This is a genomic window from Desulfobacter hydrogenophilus (genome assembly GCF_004319545.1).
Classification (GTDB): domain Bacteria; phylum Desulfobacterota; class Desulfobacteria; order Desulfobacterales; family Desulfobacteraceae; genus Desulfobacter; species Desulfobacter hydrogenophilus.
Genome location: NZ_CP036313.1, coordinates 2,722,710 through 2,740,389 on the forward strand (window position 1 = coordinate 2,722,710; position 17,680 = coordinate 2,740,389).

Consider the following 17,680-nt stretch of genomic DNA (forward strand, 5'->3'; position numbering starts at 1 on the left):
GGGATGGAAACCCATGAATGTGTCCTGCAAACCTGCTTGGATCTCATGAAGTCCGATTTCCAGGTACATCTGGTGGCAGATGCCGTGGCCTCCCGTGTAAATGAGAACCGAGATATCGCCAATGATCTGCTGAAACAGGCCGGTGCTGTGATCAGTTCCACCGAAATTGTTATTTTTCAATGGGCTTTACGGGCGAATACCGATGATTTTCGGAAAATTCTGCCTATTGTCAATTAGTCAATGAAAACCAGCGGTGGAGAGAGTTTGCTTCATGTCCGGATGGCAGGCCCCGGATGTTAAAAATAGTTTACTTTTAAAAAGTTTATCGAGGAATCGATGACCCACAATCTGTCTATTTATATGTCGTTTAGATTTAGACAGGCCATTCTTATGCAAGAGTACAAAATTATCGGCCTCTTTTTGAAAGCGCCTTTGTAAGTCGGCTTTTAGATAATCATCCTTATTCATCAGCACAAAATCCGGTTTATGCCTTCCCTGGCGCCAAGCGGCAGGCCGATTCCGCCTTGACCGACATGGTAATCCCTTGGGTTGATGCGTATCAAAGTTGAATTTAAGTTCCGGCCGGTTCGTTGGGATTTATATCTTACCGTAGGTACGGCAAGGCCTGCCCCCATTTCAATAATGGCCAACTTTGCATTGAAGCTGTTAAGCTTTTCAAGCCATTTCTGCAAACGTGCCCCTTGTTCACTGGTGCGGTGGGATATCCAGTTCCAGTCTCCAAACATTAAAATATTGGGGCGTGCCAGTCTTCCACAGTTTTTACATTTCGGCAACTCGCCTGTAGCCCTGAACGTTTCCATATCAACATTGACTTTTTCTTCCCCAATCGCCCATATGTCGCTGGAACATGGTCCGTTGCATTGAAGATGGTGGATAGAACCATGGCACTCTTCAATCAATGCATCATCAAAGCCGGCTCTTTGAAACTGCCCGTCAACATTCGAGGTGAATACAAAGTATCCGTACGGCTTGCGTCTTCCTAGATCAAGCAATTTTGAAAAGCCTTCGTGGGGGATTGTTTCACGATAAAGATTCAACCTGTGCCCATAAAACGCCCAGGCAACTTCAGGCTGTTTGTCAAACCAGACAGGGTCTGCCATTTCACTAAACGATTTACCCAGTTTCGCTATGGGCGGATAAGCTTTCCAGAAACCTGCATTTCCCCTGAAATCAGGCAAACCCGAATCGACGCCCATACCGGCACCGGCCGTTATAAAAAGTGCGTCTGCATCTTTAATTGCTTGGCAAGCCTGTTTGATATTTTTGTTTAGGTTGTCCATAAAATATACCGGCATTACCCGGCCTCATTTTCAATTCTAAGATCCGGCATCCGTTGAAAATGCCTTTCATTATTGATTACAAGCACCATATCCCGGCTTCCGGCATGGGCCACAATCATCATATCAAAGGTGCCGATGGTATTACCACAGGTTTTTAAGGCAGTCCCGGGTAATTTTTTATCGTTTCATCAATGAAACAGTTTACAGCAGCTCGGAATGATTTTTGTGCCCGGACCATTTGGGCAAATCATCATGAGGCTCGATAACCCTTGTACCATAGAAAAGATGGCAGGTCGGTTGGAATGACGCCGGCACATTGGCGGGGTGTCCAAAATCAAACAATGATGGAAAAGCGAGCCACATTCTGTGTCCCTCGTCGGCAATGGGGGTGCCACATTTGCCGCAGCGAACTTTACAGGGGAGAATGCGCTCTGGCTGGTTTTGTTCACTATTATAGAAAATTAGATTCTCCAAACCAGCGGTGAATCTTACATGGCGTTTGTGAAAAATTGCTGCCCACTGCATAGGGGCACCGTGTAGCCTCTGGCAAGTCGTGCAATGGCAAATTTTGGCATCCACTGGATCAGCACTCACCTCATATCGAACCGCGCCACAAAAGCATGAGGCTTGGTACTTGGCTACAAATTCTGTGTCTTCCAGGGAGGCGTAATCAGGTCCAAATTTGTTTTCCATTATCAATACCTGTTCTGTTTATCAAATTATCAAATTTATTTAAAACCGACATTCATGTATCGATCACGATTGGGCGTCTATATTCCGTCAGTTTTGGATTGTGTGTCTTTTAACCATTCCCAAACCCCCCCGGCAACATCCTCCCATCCAGGCTCACAAACCACCATGTGGGCGTGTTTATCAAAGCACTTGTAATCCTTTGGAAACGCGCCATATTTTTGAGCTACCTTTTTTACTCCCGCTGCTGGTGTAATGCGGTCTTTCTTACCAGCCACCACAAGGACAGGGCATTTTACCTTGGATTCGTCTACATAGGCTGCCTGCTGCCAAAATGCGATTTCTGTGGCAGCCTTTCCAGATTCGTGCACGCACTGGTCGTAATGCTTGTGCTGGTCATTTTCGCTCATAAGGTGCATCATTCCATACACGGAATTTTTAAACGGCAAGGAATGCGGTTTTTTCCAGAAACCCCATTTAAATAATATCGGCCAAAACGTTTTTATAACCGAAAAATTCAATGAAAAAATACCAGCGGGAGAGGCAGGCGTTAAAAGTACAAGCGCAGAAGCGACTCCCCGGGCGCCAAGTATTTGCGCCAGCAGGCCCCCCATGGAGTGGCCCACTATGATGGGTTTTGTATTGAATCCTTTTTTTTTAATGTAATCTTCAAGATCCTGGGCATAATGGATCAGACTGGTCGTTCCAAGCCGGGGATCAGGTTCGGCTTTTGGATCGACATTGTGGTAACGAAGATAGGGTGTGTGACATTTATATCCTTTTTCAGTGAAAAATTTTTTGTATTTTTCCCAATACCATCCCCCTCCCCACATCCCATGAATCATTACTATATTTTGTCTCATGGATATCCTCCGCTTTGATTTTTTAGAACCAAAATTAAAATAAATTAGAGAATATCCTTGCCCGGCCAAATCATGCAAGAAAAATATGGTGAATGATGAACCCATGAATTAACTTGCCGGCAGCAGATGGCGTGGTTGGTCTATATTCATCAATCTGAAACCTGTTTTCCGGATTTTAAAAACCCGGCCGTTGGAGACAAAAAAACAATCGGAGCCTTATTTCAGGATGTTCAGGAAGCGCTTCGGTTTTTCCTTGGGAACGATTGAGGTTTTTGTAGATTTATGGGAGTATGTTAAATTCTAAATTTAAGTAGTTATTTGGCTTTTAGTTTTTTGGGGAGGGCAGGTCGTATGCTGAAAAATGTAATACAGAATATATTCAAGACCACCTCCCGGCGAATTGCCGTGCCGGCACTTTTGACGATCATTCTTTATGTCATTGCCATGTTTATTCTCTTTCTTCCTCATATTGAACAAAGCTTTATCAGCAGGAAGAAGGAAATGATCCACGAGTTGACCGAAACGGTTTGGAGCCTGCTTGATAACTACCACGAACGCGAGCTGTCCGGCGAACTGACCCGCCCCGAGGCTCAACACCGAGCACTCCTCCGGATCGGTAACCTCCGGTACGGTCCTGAAAAAAAAGATTATTTCTGGATTACCGACATGGCGCCACGGTTTATTCTGCATCCGTATCGCCCGAATATTGTGAACAAAGACCTCAAGGATATTCGAGATCCAAGTATCAAAAGTCTTTATTTAAAATTTAACGAGATGGTTGCAAAGAAAGGCGCCGGGTTTGTTGATTATCAGTGGCAATGGAAAGACGACCCCAACAGAATTTCTCCCAAGCTGTCCTATATCAAAGGCTTTCAACCATGGGGCTGGATTGTGGGTACCGGTATGTATCTTGATGACATTTATGCGGAAATCAACGCCATACGCAATAATTTTATGGCTATTTCCACCGCTATCCTTGGCATCGCCCTGATGCTATCCATATATTCCATTCGCCAGTCCATGAAGGCCGACAATGAATTGATGCGAACCGCCATTGAACGCAAGAGACTGAACGAATCGCTCAAAGAAAGCAAAGAGCGCTTCCGGAGCCTTCTGGAAAACACCAGTGACTGGATATGGGAAAGCGATGAAAAGGGGCGGTATACTTATTCAAGCCCCAGGGTGGAAGAGTTGCTGGGTTTCTCCTCGGATGAAACAATGCACAAAACCATCATGGATTTCGTGCCCATCGATTTAAAAAATCTGTATCAGGAAACCTTCAAAAATCTGCTTGGCAGCCAAAAATCATTTAAAGGGTTTGAGACCACATGCCAGAAAAAAAACGGCCAGCATGTGGTTGTCGAAAACAATGCGGTGCCGGTTTTTTCAAAAAATGACGGGCTTTTGGGATACAGAGGGGTGACGCGGGACATCACAGACCGGAAAATGGCCATGGAAGAGCTTAAAAAGAGTCGAGACATCCTGCATGCAAACCTTGAGGAGACCGTGAAGTCATTGGCCCTTGCCGAAGAAAAACGTGATCCCTACACTGCCGGCCATCAGACACGGGTTGACCGATTGGCCTGTGCCATTGCACGAGAACTTGGACTTTCAGATCATCAGATTGAAGGACTGCACTTTGCTGCACTGCTACATGATATCGGCAAAATTGCCCTGCCGTCCGAATTTCTGTCCAAACCGACGCTTTTGTCCCATCAGGAGCATGAAATAATCAAATGCCATTCCAAAGTTGGGTATGATATTTTGAAAAACATTCATTTCCCATGGCCGGTTGCGGAAATCGTATACCAGCACCACGAATACCTTGACGGTTCGGGCTATCCCAGGAATCTGACCGATAAGGAAATTCTTCTTGAAGCGAAAATACTGACGGTTGCCGATATCGTTGAGGCCATATCATCCCACCGCCCCTACAGGCCGTCTCTTGGTATGGAAGCCGCACTGGAGGAGATACAGAACGGCCGGGGAATTCGATATCATGCACCTAGCGTGGACGCCTGCCTGAAGCTCATTAAAGATGAAAAAATGGATATTTCGTGATTGTTAGATTACCGAAATGCAAAAATTCACAAGCAGTCTGCTGCAACGTTACCCTAAGGACCGCAGATTAAATAACTTGAACGAAATAACGTGCCTTTTGGCCCATCTACTTCGTTGCATCAAAGGTCCAATAGGCCTGCTATTCAACCTTTAATGCGCCTTGTAGATGAACCAAAATTCGGCGTTATTTTTGCCCAACTTATTTAATCTGCGGTCCTAAGAGCTTGTTTATTTACTTTTTTATCATCAGGAACAGACAGCACAATGCTAAAGAACCAAATTGTAAAATAGCTTTACCCGGTGCTGTTTTTTTTATATTAAAGGTAGGTTAAATGAACCGCTTTCCTTTGTTAAAGAATTTTATTCTCAAGGAGAAAAAATGCCCGTAATTGTCCAATATATTGTTGTCAGGGATGGAGATGAAAAAATGACATTCGCGACAAAAAAAGAAGCAGACGCCTATGACAAGATGTTAGATATTGCCGACAATTTGTTCGATTTTCTTCAAAACTCTGATATCGTTCTTGATGAAACCCGCAAAGAAGAAATTTCTCTTTTGTTTGCTGAAAGACGCGATGAGGTGATGCCTATTTTAAGGGGCGTCTCTCCCAAAGCCAAAAATGACCGGAAAAAGAGCGCGTCTACTTCCAAAGTGGCCAAAACCCGGGGTAAGGCAGTTGCAAAACAGGCGGCCTCCAAAGGGGCCGATACATCTGAAAACCAAACAATTTCTGACGTCAAATCTGTTCCCAAACCTACGACCAAAGCGGCTCCCCGCACAAAGGGGGAATCTTCAAAAAAGAGTGAATAGGCGAGATTTTTTTTAAATTCAACTGAAAATCGTTGATCCTATCGGTTGTCGGGCTATTGTGTGAATGCCTTTAAATCCCCGGGGCAGGCTTTTAGCCAGAGGAAAATTTCTATGCCGTCTTTTCTACTTAGACTGATACGTGTGGCTGTGGTTCTGCTGCTTGCAGCAGGCGTGGCTTTGTGGCTGTTTTTTTCCAGGGAAAAACCCCAAAAAAAGGAAATGGCACACACGCCGCCGACGGTGTTATGTGTTCCGGCAGTATCGGGCAGTTCTGATATGACTGTTGAGGCCTTTGGGACGGTTATACCCCGGAACAGTGTGAAACTGGCCATGGAGATTGCGGGGCGCATTGATTATATCCACCCCGATTTCCGGGAAGGCGCACGCATTAATAAAGGCGAAATCCTTTTGCGCATTGATCAGCGTACCCTCGTCCTGGATGAAAAAAGAGCCCGGGTTCAGGTGGACCAGTCCCGGGCTGATATCCGTCTGCTTAAACAGGAGACACTGAATTTAAAGGCAGATGCCGGACTTGCCCACTCTAATCTGAAATTAACGTCCAAGGAACTGGAGCGGTTCCGGGCGTTGGCCAAAAATCAGTTTGCATCCAAAACCAGTTTGGATAAGGTGGAGCAGCAGTATCTGTCTGCGAAAAATCAGTTGCAGAAAATCACCAATGCCCAGGAACTTGTCCCCTCGCGCATGGCTTTGAAAAAATCGGCCTTGGCTTCGGCCCAGGCCGCACTTGCAACGGCTCGTCTGATGCTTGAAAAATCTGAAATTAAAGCCGATTTTTACGGATTTGTGATGACAAAACAGGTCCAGGTAGGGGAATACGTTAATCCGGGTCAGGTGCTTGGGGTTATATATGAAAAAGATGCCCTGGATGTTGATATTCGTATTCCCCTTGAAGAGCTTCAATGGTTGGGTTCTGCTTTTGAAGACGGGGGGCGGCCCCCAGTGCGTTTAACTATAGCCAATCTGGAAGGTGGACGCTCTCCGGTGTGGCCGGGCCATGTGGTCAGAATTAAAGCTGCCGTTGACGAAAAAACCCGGACCATGCCCATGACCGTTGAAATCGGCACCCTTGATGTCAAGGATCCTTTGCTGCTGCTCAGACCCGGTATTTTTGTCAAATGCCGTGTCAAAGGAGAACAAAAGGAGGATGTGTTTAAGGTGTCGCGAACACTTATGCGCTCTCCGGATACCCTGTATCTGGCCCGGGCAGATCATCTTGTGATTAAAAAGGTCAAGGTAATCCGGCGGTTTGAAGAAGATGTTTATATCACCGGGGGGCTGGCCCCGGGTGACCTGATCGTTGAATCACCCTTGCCCGGTGCTTTGGACGGTATGCCCATCACCGTTAAAAAGGGTGGGGACAACCCATGAAAGCCCTTGGCAAATGGTCGGTGGAACACCGGGTTACGGTGAATCTGGTCATGGTGTTTCTGATCGTGGCCGGGATGTTCACGGCCATGAACATGAAACGGGAGATGTTCCCGCAGTTCTCTTTGGATATGATCAGTATTGCCGTGGATTATCCGGGGGCCTCCCCCGAGGATGTGGAAGAGGGCATCTGCATCAAAATTGAAGAACAGCTCAAAAGCCTTGAAAATATCAAAACCATGTATTCCACCGCAATTGAAGGCCATGCGGTGGTCACACTGGAACTTGATGCCGGCACGGACATCACCGACAAGCTCAACGAAGTTAGAACCGAGATTGATCTGATCGACTCTTTCCCCACCCAGGCCGAAGACCCTGTGGTCGTTGAGATCAAAAATAATGAGCCGGCCATTTATGTGGCTGTCTACGGTGATGTGACGGAACGAATCCTTAAACAGACAGCCGACAAAATCAGGGATGATCTGGTGGGGTTTGATGAGATCTCCCTGGCAGAACTCATGGGTGTCCGGGAGTATGAGATTTCAGTGGAAATTTCCGAAGAAAATTTGCGTAAATTTTCCCTCTCCTTTGATGACGTGGTGCGTGCCGTGGGCACGGGAAGCCTTGAGCTGCCCGGCGGACTGATTAAAACCAGCGGCGGCGAGTTTTTAGTTCGGGCCAAGGGTAAACGGTACACCGGTGCTGAATACGAACAGATTCCTCTGGTGACAAGGGCTGACGGCACTGTGGTCCGACTCGGGGATGTGGCCCGGGTGGTTGACGGGTTTGAGGACCAGGATCTTCAATCCCGGTTCAATGGGCAGCCGGCAGCTATGGTGGTGGTGAAGCGCACCAGTTCCCAGGATACCATTGCCATTTCAAACCGGGTGCTTTCCTATATTGATAATGCCCGGGATGATTTGCCCAAAGGAATCCGCCTTGGGCACTGGTACAATATAGCGGATATGGTCCAGGACCGCATTGATCTTTTACTGAAAAACGGAATCCAGGGCATTCTCCTGGTGTTTGTGGTGCTGGCCCTGTTTCTGGATTTAGGCCTTGCTTTCTGGGTGGCCTCGGGTATTCCCATTACATTTATGGGGGCGTTTCTTTTCCTGGAATACATTGGCGCGTCAGTGAATATGCTCTCTTTGTTCGGGTTTATCATGACCCTGGGCATCCTTGTGGATGACGCCATTATTGTGGGGGAGAATGTTTATACCCACTACGCTGCCGGCAAAACACCCAAGCAGGCTGTCATGGCGGCCATGGAACAGGTGGGTGGGCCTGTGGTCATGGCCGTGATCACGACCATCGTGGCGTTTGCGCCTTTAATGTTTATCTCCGGCATCATGGGAAAGTTTATTGCCGTCATGCCCCAGTCCGTGATCTGTATTCTTCTTATATCCCTTCTGGAAGCCTTTTTTATTCTTCCTGCCCACCTGGAAAGTACCCTGTCCCACGCATCTGGGGGGGACGGCAGGCCAAGGATTTACAAGGTGCTTTTTTGGGGGGTCCACTGGATTAAAAAAGATATCACCTATATTCACGGCATTCTGAGAATCCGGATGGAAAAGGGATTGAATCGCATTATCTACGCATATTATCTTCCAATACTGCGTTATTGTATTAAAAATAGATATTTTACCCTGGTGGTGGGGGTGGGATGCCTGATCATAAGTTTAGGACTGATTGCCGGTGGGCATGTACCGTATACCTTTTTTCCGAAAACGGATTCCGACTGGCTGCTTTCGGAAATTGTGTACCCCTTGGGCACCCCCTTTAACACTACCCAGAAAACCATTAAGCAGATTGAGGCAGGTGCCTTTAAACTCAACGATTATTTCAGGGAACGGGTTGAGGATAAAAAAGATATTATTGTAAACACCTTTTCCCTGGTGGGGGGGATACCACGCCGGGACTGGAAAGAGGGGATCTGGGGCGGGCATTGCGGTGAAGCCTGGATCGAGATCTTACCGGCTGCAATGCGTCCGGATATCCTGGCTTCGGAGGTGTCGGCCAAATGGCGGGAATTCACCGGTGATATTCTCGGGGCGGAGCAGTCTACATTCACTATTATCGGTGGCGGTCCCGGGGGAAACCCCATTGAAATTCGCCTGCACGGCAGTGATATTTCCCAGATGGAAGCGGCAGCCCAGGCCCTTAAGGAAGAGATGGCATCCTATCCGGGCACCTTTGACATCACCGATGATTTCAGGCCGGGAAAGATGGAAAAACAGATCTATATCAGACCGGGTGCAGAAGCTTTAGGCGTCACCATGGCTGATATCGCCACCCAGCTTCGCCAAGCCTATTACGGCGATGAGGTTCTTAAAATCCAGCGGGGGAAAGATGATGTCAAGGTCATGGTCCGGTATTCCAAGCAGGAACGGGAGACCGAATCCAGCATAGACCGGCTTCGCATCCGGACAAAGGACAACCGGGAGATTCCCTTGAACCAGGTGGCCCGGATTGAGACCCAAAGGGGATACGCCACAATTAAGCGTGTGGACAGGCACAGGGTGATTACGGTAACTTCCGATCTTGATGAGGATATTGCCAATGCCCAGAATATTGTAACGGACTTAAGTAAAAATTTTCTGCCTGATATGATCAAATCTTTCCCCGGGGTTGACTATGACCTTGAAGGCCAGGCCAAGCGCAGCAAGGAGTCCATGCACAGCCTGATGAACGGGTTTATTGTGGCCGCCATGATTATTTTTTTGCTTTTAGCAAGCCAGTTTCGCTCCTACAGCCAGCCATTGATCATTATGACCGCGATCCCCTTTGGTCTGATCGGGGCTATTGTGGGGCATTTCATAATGGGGCTGGATATTACCATGATTTCGATTTTCGGTATTGTTGCGCTGTCCGGCGTTGTGGTTAACGACGCTTTGATTCTCATTGATTTTATCAATGTTGAAGTCGCTAAAGGGACAGACGTGTTTGATGCTGTGGTCAAGTCCGGAGAAAGCCGGTTTCGTCCTGTTATTTTGACCTCCTTCACCACGGTGGCAGGCCTTGCCCCGCTTTTAACTGAAACAAGTTTTCAGGCTAAATTTCTTATTCCCATGGCCGTCAGTATCAGTTTCGGTCTGGTTGCCGCCACAGTGCTAACCCTGCTTTTTGTACCGGCCCTGTATGTGGTGATTCGTGAAGTGACTTTGTTTTTAACAGGCGGGCAGGATGTACAAAAGTGAGTGGGAAATATGACGGGGATATCCGGCCCGTGATCCATTCATATTTGCAGAACCGGGCAGGAAAAAGGTAGATCAAAAAAAAGCAGAGGGGGCTGACCGCAACTGCTGTTTTTCTGATTGATTCTTTAAGTTAGGGACCCTGACTAATTGCCTTCCCGGTGGGGGCAGTCGTCCATGGTTTGAATAAAGGCCTGGAATTTTTTAAAGGTGGATGTGTCCATGGCATGTTCCATGCGGCACGCGGTTTCGTCAGCCTTTTGTTCCTCCACGCCGATAAAACGGATTAGAAAATCTTTTAACATAATATGGCGCTTTTCAATTTCTTTTGCTATCTTTTCACCTTTGGCTGTCAGGGTCACATAGCCGTAGGGTTCGTAATTAATCAGTTCCTGGGCTGCCAGTTTTTTGAGCATCCCGGTGACGGATCCGCGCTTGATGTCGAGCCGTTCGGCAATATCTTTTGACCGGGCAACCGTATTGGTTGTCTGAAGTTCAAGTATGGTTTCAAGATAGTCTTCCAGGCTTTCGGACAGGTCAAGTGATTTTGTCATTCATCTTCCTCCAGTTGAAATTTAGCATTTCTTATAATGAAGCGTCTTGATAAGTTTATCAATATATTTTTTGAAAGTTTCAAAAAAAATTAGGCATTGTCTTACATTTTGCGAGCCAAGTTTAAAGTGTTGTCAGACCGTAAAATTTGATTATACTATTACAATATGTTGTTGTAGCCTTTACCCGTACTCAATAACTTTTCATGATAGAGGTAAATCCATGAGCGATGATTCCAAACCCATTACGCCAGAGATTGTAACAGAAGATGAAGAGAAAAAGGAAAACAAAAACGAGTTGATTACCCAGAGTACCAAGCCTAAGTTTTTGTATCTTGTTCCCATAACCGGACGTCCCCACCTGCCGGCACAGGTCCAGCCTTTATTTGTCAGTAAGAAGCGCTGGGAAGAAACCTTGGCCAAGTCAAGCAAAGAGAACCAGGGGCTTTTAGGACTGACCTATTTCAGTGAAGTCAAGGGAAAATATGTATATAAAGAAGATTTTCCTAAGATCGGATGCGTTGTACGCATGCTCAACGTCCAGGAAGTAGAAGGTAATCTGCAGTTCATTGCCCAGGGCCTGGAACGGTTTAAAATTAAAAAGTTTCTGTCTGATAAGCCGCCCTTTGTGGCTGAAGTGGAATATTTTCCTGAATCCAAGGAAGATGAGGACAAGGTCAAGGCCTATGCCATTTCCATTATTTCAAATATCAGACAGCTTTTATCCTTGAATCCTTTGTATTCGGAAGAACTCAAACAATACCTGAATCGTTTTTCGCCGGACCAGCCGTCTCCTCTGACCGATTTTGCGGCAGGCATTACAACGGCTTCCGGGGATGATCTACAGGACATTCTTGAAACCGAATCCCTTCTGGATCGGATGAAAAAGGTGATGATGCTTCTGCAAAAGGAGATTGAGATCGCCAAGTTGCAGACAAAAATCCAGAAGGATATCAACACCAAGGTAGATGACAATAAACGCAAATTTTTTCTCAGAGAACAGCTTAAAGCCATCCAGAAAGAGCTTGGCATCCAAAAAGACGATAAAACGTCTGATGTGGATAAGTTCAAGGAACGGTTTGCAGAGCTTGAACCGCCGGAACATGTGGTTAAACGCTTTGACGAGGAAATTGAAAAACTGTCCGTGCTGGAAACCGGGTCTTCGGAGTACGGGGTAACCCGTAACTATCTGGACTGGATCACATCTTTTCCCTGGGGGGTATATTCCGAAGACAATATTGATATCGCGCGGGCCGAAAAAGTACTTGACCGGGATCATGCCGGGCTCTCCGATGTCAAGGAGCGGATCATCGAGTTCTTTGCCGCAGGTGTATATAAAAAGGATATTTCAGGATCTATCATTTTGTTTGTGGGACCGCCCGGTGTGGGAAAAACCTCCATTGGTAAGTCCATTGCCGAAGCCCTGGGTCGAAAGTTTTATCGGTTTTCCCTGGGGGGTATGCGCGACGAGGCCGAGATCAAAGGGCATCGACGCACTTATGTGGGGGCTTTACCCGGCAAAATGGTCCAGGCGTTGAAAGACACGGCCGTGGCCAACCCTGTGATCATGCTTGATGAGGTTGATAAGATAGGTGCCTCCTACCAGGGAGATCCTGCTTCGGCATTGCTGGAAGTGCTGGATCCCGAGCAGAATTCAGCATTTTTGGATCATTATCTGGATCTTCGCATTGATCTGTCCAAGGTGCTGTTCATCTGCACGGCCAATACCCTGGACACCATTCCACCCCCCTTGCTGGACCGTATGGACCGTATTAATTTAAGCGGGTATATCACCTCCGAGAAGATGGAGATCGCAAGAAAGCATTTATGGCCCAAGCTTTTGAAGCGGAATAAGCTCAATGCTTCCATCATCACCATCACCGATCCCACCATCCGGCATCTCATTGAGGGCTATGCCCGGGAAGCCGGGGTTCGTAACCTTGAAAAGTCTTTGAACAAGATCATCCGCAAAAGCATTGTCAAGATTTTAAAGGAGAAAAAAGAAAAGATTCAGATCAACATCAATTCTCTGGAAGATCTGCTGGGACCGCCTATCTTCACCCCGGAAAAGCAGATGACGGGGGTAGGTATTGTGACAGGTCTTGCCTGGACCGCCATGGGCGGTGCCACGTTGTCCATTGAGGCGGTGAAGGTGCATGAAAAAGATTCCGGGTTCAAATTGACCGGAAAGCTTGGTGACGTGATGCAGGAATCGGCCTCCATCGCACTTTCCCATGTGCGCTCGTCATCAACGCTTTACGGTATCGGTGCTGACTATTTTGATGAGGCCTTTATCCATATCCATGTGCCCGAAGGGGCCACACCCAAGGACGGCCCGAGTGCCGGCATCACCATTGCCACAGCCATTGTGTCCCTGGCATCGGGTCGCCAGATTAAAAGACTTTTGGCCATGACCGGCGAGCTTACACTTACAGGAGAGGTTCTTCCCGTGGGTGGAATCAAGGAAAAAATCATTGCCGCCCGACGGGTGGGCATCAAAGAGATCATCCTGCCCGATGGGTGCAGCAGTGAGTTTAAGAAACTGCCCGAACATATTAAAGAGGGCATTGAGTTTCATTTTGTCAAAAAATATAAAGAGGTCTATAATATCGTTTTTGGATAGTAGTTGTATCGTTTACAAGAGTGCTGTTCCGAAGTCCTTTGGACGATTTGGGCGGCACTCTTTTTTGATTTAAACAGGCTTTTGCTGTGGACATTATATCGTTGCTCTGATTTTTTCCCACACCGGACCCGGGATCTGGGCGCCCATGACCTGGCACACCTCGTATCCGCACATCGACCCTAACGCGCCGCTTTTTTCAATGGAAAGGCCGTTGGCAATGCCGTATAAAAAGCCGGCGGCCCACAGATCTCCTGCACCCGTGGTGTCCACCGGGGCATTGCCTTTTACCGGTGCAATGCGGGTGACTGCATTGTCATGGAAGATATAGCTGCCCCGGCTTCCCACTTTTAAAACTGCATAGGTAACATGGGCAGACAGCTTTTCAATGGCGGCATTTTCATCTGATTCCCCGGTATAGGCCTTTGCTTCGTCCTCGTTGGCAATGAGGATATCCACATATTCCTTGACCAAATCCTGCAGAATATCTTTGGAGGCATTGACCACCTCAAAACTTGCCAGATCCAGGGCTACCAAAGCGCCGGCGGCTTTGGCGGCTTTGACCGCCGCCATCATCAGGTCGCGGTTAAACAGCAGATAGCCTTCCACGAGGGCAATGGCCGTGTCTGAAAACACCTGACTGGTAACGCCGGCAGGATCCAGCAGGCTTGAGGCACCAAGATCCGTGAACATGGAGCGCTGGGCATCCGGCGTTACAATGGATAATACCTTGCCGGTGGGGGTATCAAAGGAAGTAAGCATTGGTTCAACCCGGCACCCCCGGACCTCGTTTTCAAAAATATCCCCGTATTCATCTTTGCCCCGGGCCCCGATGAATCTGGCTGCGCCGCCAAGTTTGCCCACACCTAGGATGGTGTTACAGGCAGCCCCTCCGGGTACAATCACCGGTATCTGGGACGATGCAGATATGATGAACTGGTGTTCATCGGCCGTTACATAGGTCATTCCGCCTTTTTCTTTGCTGAGTTTTTGTAGGAATTCATCGGTCTCGTTGATAAGAACATCCACTAAAGCAGAGCCGATTCCGGTGATTGTATTGGAAGGCATAGTATATCTCCATTTGGTTAGATAAGTGTTTTTATAAAATGATGGTTATCATCAAAAAGTCCGGCTCGCTTGTCAAGGGATTTCATAGAATTTATGCAAATATACAGATATCTTGATATATATTTCTGAACCATTGACAACGATTGCGATAAGTGTCATTAATGTATCGATTTTTGCATTTCCCGCATTGGGTTTGGTGGATTTTAAATTTCAATTTTATAGCGCCGGAGCCGGGAAATTTTATATACGAAAACGCATAAATAAATTACCCCATAAGCGTAAGGAGATATTATGTCAGAAGACAAAACTTTTCTGTTTACATCTGAATCTGTGACCGAAGGCCATCCTGACAAGGTGGCAGATGCCATCTCAGACAGCATTCTCGATGCCATCATGGCCGAAGATAAAAAATGTCGCGTGGCCTGTGAGACACTTGTTACTACTGGTCTTGCCATGGTGGCCGGCGAAATTACAACCGACTGCTATGTGGATATTCCCGAAGTGGTCAGAAGCACCATTAGAGATATTGGTTACAACTCCTCCAACATGGGGTTTGACTGGAAAACTTGTTCTGTGGTCACCAGTATTGATCAGCAAAGCGGCGACATTGCCCAGGGGGTAAATGAAGGCGACGGGCTTTACAAGGAGCAAGGTGCCGGCGATCAGGGTCTGATGTTCGGTTATGCCACCAATGAGACCGAAGAATTGATGCCTATGCCTATCGTCTATGCCCATAATCTGACCAAGCGGTTGGCTCAGGTTCGGAAGAACGGAGCCCTTGATTTTCTGCGTCCTGATGGAAAATCACAGGTCAGTATCGAATATGTGAACGGCGTGCCCAAACGGGTTGACACAGTGGTTGTCTCCACCCAGCACTCACCGGATGTCTCCTATGAGGATCTTAAGGCTGCTATAGTCAAGGATGTTATTAGAAAAGTGATTCCTGGCGAGATGATGGACGGTGACACCCGTTTTTTTATCAACCCCACCGGCCGTTTTGTTGTGGGCGGACCCATGGGCGACTGTGGTGTGACCGGTCGTAAAATCATCGTGGACACATATGGCGGCCAGGGCAGCCATGGCGGCGGCTGTTTTTCCGGAAAAGATCCTTCCAAGGTTGACCGTTCTGCTTCTTATATGGGCCGGTATGTGGCGAAAAACCTTGTGGCAGCAGGACTTGCCGATAAATGCGAAGTGCAGATCGCCTATGCCATTGGCGTGGCCGAACCTGTATCCATGATGGTGGATTTCATGGGAACCGGAAAGATTCCAGAATCAAAGGCGTGTGACATTGTCAAAGAGGTGTTTAACCTGCGGCCGGCAGGCATTATCGCCGAGCTGGATTTGCTGCGTCCCATCTATAGAAAAACAGCTGCCTATGGGCACTTTGGACGCAAGGACCCTGATTTCTATTGGGAAAGAACCATTAAGGCCGACCAGATCAGGTCCCTTGCAGGGTTATAATTTAAAATAGATGATCAAGATTTTGTTAATTTGCCCAACTTCGGCGTTGGAAATAATTTTTAATCCTCAACATATGTTGTCAGGGTTATAAATTAAAAGAGAAGGAGTATTTATGAGTCAAAAGGAAGATAATGAATGTATAAAATTAGACCTGTCTTTGCCCTATAAGGTCAAGGATATCGGTCTGGCTGAAGACGGACATAAAGACATGCAGCTGTCTGAAAAGGAAATGCCCGGACTGATGGCGATTCGGGAGAAATACGGCACTGAAAAACCGCTTAAGGGTTTAAAGATCATGGGTAGCCTGCACATGACCATTCAGACAGCGATGCTCATTGATACGCTCTATGAGCTGGGCGCTGATCTGCGCTGGGCTACGTGCAATATTTTTTCCACCCAGGATCATGCGGCTGCCGCTATTGCAGATAAGGGCACGGCTGCCGTCTTTGCATGGAAGGGCGAAACCCTTGACGAATTTTGGTGGTGTACAGAACAGGCGCTTACTTGGCCGGATGGCTCTGGTCCTGACCTGATTGTGGACGACGGTGGTGATGCTACTTTGTTTGTTCACCAAGGGGTTGAGGCTGAGGCTGATCCGTCTATTTTTGACAATGAGGTTAACAGCCTGGACGAGCGTTGCCTCATGGATCGTCTGCAGGTAAGTTATAATCAGGATAAACAGCGCTGGACAAATATTGCCAAAAAGATCCGCGGCGTATCCGAGGAAACCACCACCGGTGTTCATCGGTTGTATCACCTTGCTTCTGCTGGTAAACTGCTGTTCCCGGCTATCAATGTCAATGATTCAGTGACCAAATCCAAATTTGATAACCTTTATGGCTGCCGGGAATCACTGGCCGACGGTATCAAACGGGCTACAGACGTGATGCTTGCAGGCAAAACAGTAGTCGTGGCCGGATACGGTGATGTGGGTAAGGGGTGTGCCGATTCCATGAAAGGTTACGGCGCCATCGTACTGATCACCGAGATTGATCCCATTTGTGCACTTCAAGCCGCCATGGAGGGCTACGAGGTGGTCACCATGGACGAAGCGGTAACCCGGGGCGATATTTTTGTGACTGCCACGGGTAATTACCATGTCATCACAGGTGAGCATATTGCACAGATGAAAGATGAGTCCATTATCTGCAACATTGGCCATTTTGACAGCGAGATCGAAATGAGCTTTCTGGATAACCATCCCAACGCCGAAAAGATTACGATCAAGCCCCAGGTGGACAAGTGGATGCTGCCTTCGGGTCGCTCTGTCATTGTTCTGGCCGAAGGGCGTCTGGTCAATCTTGGCTGTGCCACGGGGCATCCCAGTTTTGTTATGAGCAACAGTTTTTCAAACCAGACCCTGGCCCAGATCAAACTGGCCCATGAAGATCTAGAGAAAAAAGTATATACCCTGCCCAAGGAACTGGATGAGGAAGTGGCAAGACTGCACTTGAAAAATCTGTCCGTTAACTTGACGAAACTGACCCAGGAACAGGCCGATTATATTGGTGTGCCTGTTAATGGGCCGTTCAAACCGGATCATTACCGATACTAGTTCGTTCCCGTCCGGAAATAATATAAAAAAGGCGGTCCTTGCAAAAGGGCCGCCTTTTTGTGTGTCGAAATGAGCTGATTGTTCCGGCGTTCAGAAAAATGGACCAGGCCTAA

Annotated in this window: 14 protein-coding genes; 8 read left to right on the top strand and 6 right to left on the bottom strand. The window is 47.5% G+C overall.

Annotation, left to right across the window (positions count from 1 at the left end; all coding sequences use genetic code 11):
- The first annotated feature begins 3 nt into the window (after positions 1-3).
- Positions 4-237, top strand: coding sequence for an isochorismatase family protein (locus tag EYB58_RS23960; RefSeq protein ID WP_242637337.1), 234 nt, complete (start codon positions 4-6; stop codon positions 235-237).
- Here the strand turns inward: EYB58_RS23960 and EYB58_RS12095 are convergent, their stop codons facing one another.
- The 4 genes from EYB58_RS12095 to EYB58_RS12115 form a co-directional block, all read right to left on the bottom strand.
- The gene (locus EYB58_RS12095; protein WP_111958226.1) at positions 238-468 is read right to left on the bottom strand and encodes a hypothetical protein; all 231 of its coding nucleotides are present in this window, start codon (positions 466-468) and stop codon (positions 238-240) included.
- Complete coding sequence (locus EYB58_RS12100; RefSeq protein WP_111958224.1) at positions 468-1,316, bottom strand: SIR2 family NAD-dependent protein deacylase; 849 nt, start codon at positions 1,314-1,316, stop codon at positions 468-470. Before EYB58_RS12100 ends, EYB58_RS12095 begins: the two co-directional genes overlap by 1 nt.
- A 186-nt stretch (positions 1,317-1,502) precedes the next feature.
- Complete coding sequence (locus EYB58_RS12110) at positions 1,503-1,994, bottom strand: GFA family protein (protein WP_111958220.1); 492 nt, start codon at positions 1,992-1,994, stop codon at positions 1,503-1,505.
- Positions 1,995-2,071: 77 nt separating this feature from the next.
- Complete coding sequence (locus EYB58_RS12115; protein WP_111958248.1) at positions 2,072-2,854, bottom strand: alpha/beta hydrolase; 783 nt, start codon at positions 2,852-2,854, stop codon at positions 2,072-2,074.
- 351 nt (positions 2,855-3,205) lie between these two features.
- Here EYB58_RS12115 and EYB58_RS12120 point away from each other — a divergent pair, with 351 nt between their 5' ends.
- From EYB58_RS12120 to EYB58_RS12135, 4 genes are all read left to right on the top strand, one after another.
- Complete coding sequence (locus EYB58_RS12120) at positions 3,206-4,915, top strand: cache domain-containing protein (RefSeq protein WP_111958218.1); 1,710 nt, start codon at positions 3,206-3,208, stop codon at positions 4,913-4,915.
- A gap of 379 nt (positions 4,916-5,294) precedes the next feature.
- Positions 5,295-5,726 (top strand): YebG family protein, encoded by a 432-nt coding sequence (locus tag EYB58_RS12125; protein ID WP_111958216.1) that lies wholly within the window; start codon positions 5,295-5,297, stop codon positions 5,724-5,726.
- Between the two features lie 111 nt (positions 5,727-5,837).
- Positions 5,838-7,115: an efflux RND transporter periplasmic adaptor subunit gene (locus tag EYB58_RS12130; RefSeq protein ID WP_111958214.1), complete on the top strand. Its 1,278-nt coding sequence runs from the start codon at positions 5,838-5,840 to the stop codon at positions 7,113-7,115.
- Entirely contained in the window at positions 7,112-10,312 is a 3,201-nt protein-coding gene (locus tag EYB58_RS12135; RefSeq protein ID WP_111958212.1) for an efflux RND transporter permease subunit, read from the top strand. The genes EYB58_RS12130 and EYB58_RS12135 overlap by 4 nt, the downstream gene beginning before the upstream one ends.
- A gap of 143 nt (positions 10,313-10,455) precedes the next feature.
- Here EYB58_RS12135 and EYB58_RS12140 read toward each other — a convergent pair whose 3' ends face one another.
- Positions 10,456-10,863, bottom strand: coding sequence for a metal-dependent transcriptional regulator (locus EYB58_RS12140; protein ID WP_111958210.1), 408 nt, complete (start codon positions 10,861-10,863; stop codon positions 10,456-10,458).
- Positions 10,864-11,083: 220 nt separating this feature from the next.
- Here EYB58_RS12140 and lon point away from each other — a divergent pair, with 220 nt between their 5' ends.
- Positions 11,084-13,483, top strand: a complete 2,400-nt coding sequence (lon, locus tag EYB58_RS12145) for an endopeptidase La (RefSeq protein ID WP_111958208.1) — start codon at positions 11,084-11,086, stop codon at positions 13,481-13,483.
- Between the two features lie 93 nt (positions 13,484-13,576).
- On the opposite strand, the gene EYB58_RS12150 is transcribed toward lon, so the two are convergent.
- Positions 13,577-14,548, bottom strand: a complete 972-nt coding sequence (locus EYB58_RS12150) for an adenosine kinase (protein WP_111958206.1) — start codon at positions 14,546-14,548, stop codon at positions 13,577-13,579.
- A gap of 291 nt (positions 14,549-14,839) precedes the next feature.
- On the opposite strand from EYB58_RS12150, the gene metK reads away from it, so the two are divergent.
- Both metK and ahcY read left to right on the top strand, forming a co-directional pair.
- The gene (metK, locus tag EYB58_RS12155; protein WP_111958204.1) at positions 14,840-16,012 is read left to right on the top strand and encodes a methionine adenosyltransferase; all 1,173 of its coding nucleotides are present in this window, start codon (positions 14,840-14,842) and stop codon (positions 16,010-16,012) included.
- A 112-nt stretch (positions 16,013-16,124) separates the two neighbouring features.
- Positions 16,125-17,567 (top strand): adenosylhomocysteinase, encoded by a 1,443-nt coding sequence (gene ahcY / locus EYB58_RS12160; protein ID WP_111958202.1) that lies wholly within the window; start codon positions 16,125-16,127, stop codon positions 17,565-17,567.
- The last annotated feature ends 113 nt before the right edge of the window (positions 17,568-17,680 follow it).

What these genes read in the sequence shown, in the direction of transcription:
- EYB58_RS12140 (WP_111958210.1), bottom strand. Translation starts at nt 10,863, where the DNA reads ATGACAAAATCACTTGACCTGTCCGAAAGCCTGGAAGACTATCTTGAA.
- EYB58_RS12110 (WP_111958220.1), bottom strand. Translation starts at nt 1,994, where the DNA reads ATGGAAAACAAATTTGGACCTGATTACGCCTCCCTGGAAGACACAGAA.
- EYB58_RS12150 (WP_111958206.1), bottom strand. Translation starts at nt 14,548, where the DNA reads ATGCCTTCCAATACAATCACCGGAATCGGCTCTGCTTTAGTGGATGTT.
- EYB58_RS12120 (WP_111958218.1), top strand. Translation starts at nt 3,206, where the DNA reads ATGCTGAAAAATGTAATACAGAATATATTCAAGACCACCTCCCGGCGA.
- EYB58_RS23960 (WP_242637337.1), top strand. Translation starts at nt 4, where the DNA reads ATGGAAACCCATGAATGTGTCCTGCAAACCTGCTTGGATCTCATGAAG.
- lon (WP_111958208.1), top strand. Translation starts at nt 11,084, where the DNA reads ATGAGCGATGATTCCAAACCCATTACGCCAGAGATTGTAACAGAAGAT.
- EYB58_RS12130 (WP_111958214.1), top strand. Translation starts at nt 5,838, where the DNA reads ATGCCGTCTTTTCTACTTAGACTGATACGTGTGGCTGTGGTTCTGCTG.
- EYB58_RS12125 (WP_111958216.1), top strand. Translation starts at nt 5,295, where the DNA reads ATGCCCGTAATTGTCCAATATATTGTTGTCAGGGATGGAGATGAAAAA.
- EYB58_RS12115 (WP_111958248.1), bottom strand. Translation starts at nt 2,854, where the DNA reads ATGAGACAAAATATAGTAATGATTCATGGGATGTGGGGAGGGGGATGG.
- metK (WP_111958204.1), top strand. Translation starts at nt 14,840, where the DNA reads ATGTCAGAAGACAAAACTTTTCTGTTTACATCTGAATCTGTGACCGAA.
- EYB58_RS12095 (WP_111958226.1), bottom strand. Translation starts at nt 468, where the DNA reads ATGAATAAGGATGATTATCTAAAAGCCGACTTACAAAGGCGCTTTCAA.
- ahcY (WP_111958202.1), top strand. Translation starts at nt 16,125, where the DNA reads ATGAGTCAAAAGGAAGATAATGAATGTATAAAATTAGACCTGTCTTTG.
- EYB58_RS12135 (WP_111958212.1), top strand. Translation starts at nt 7,112, where the DNA reads ATGAAAGCCCTTGGCAAATGGTCGGTGGAACACCGGGTTACGGTGAAT.
- EYB58_RS12100 (WP_111958224.1), bottom strand. Translation starts at nt 1,316, where the DNA reads ATGCCGGTATATTTTATGGACAACCTAAACAAAAATATCAAACAGGCT.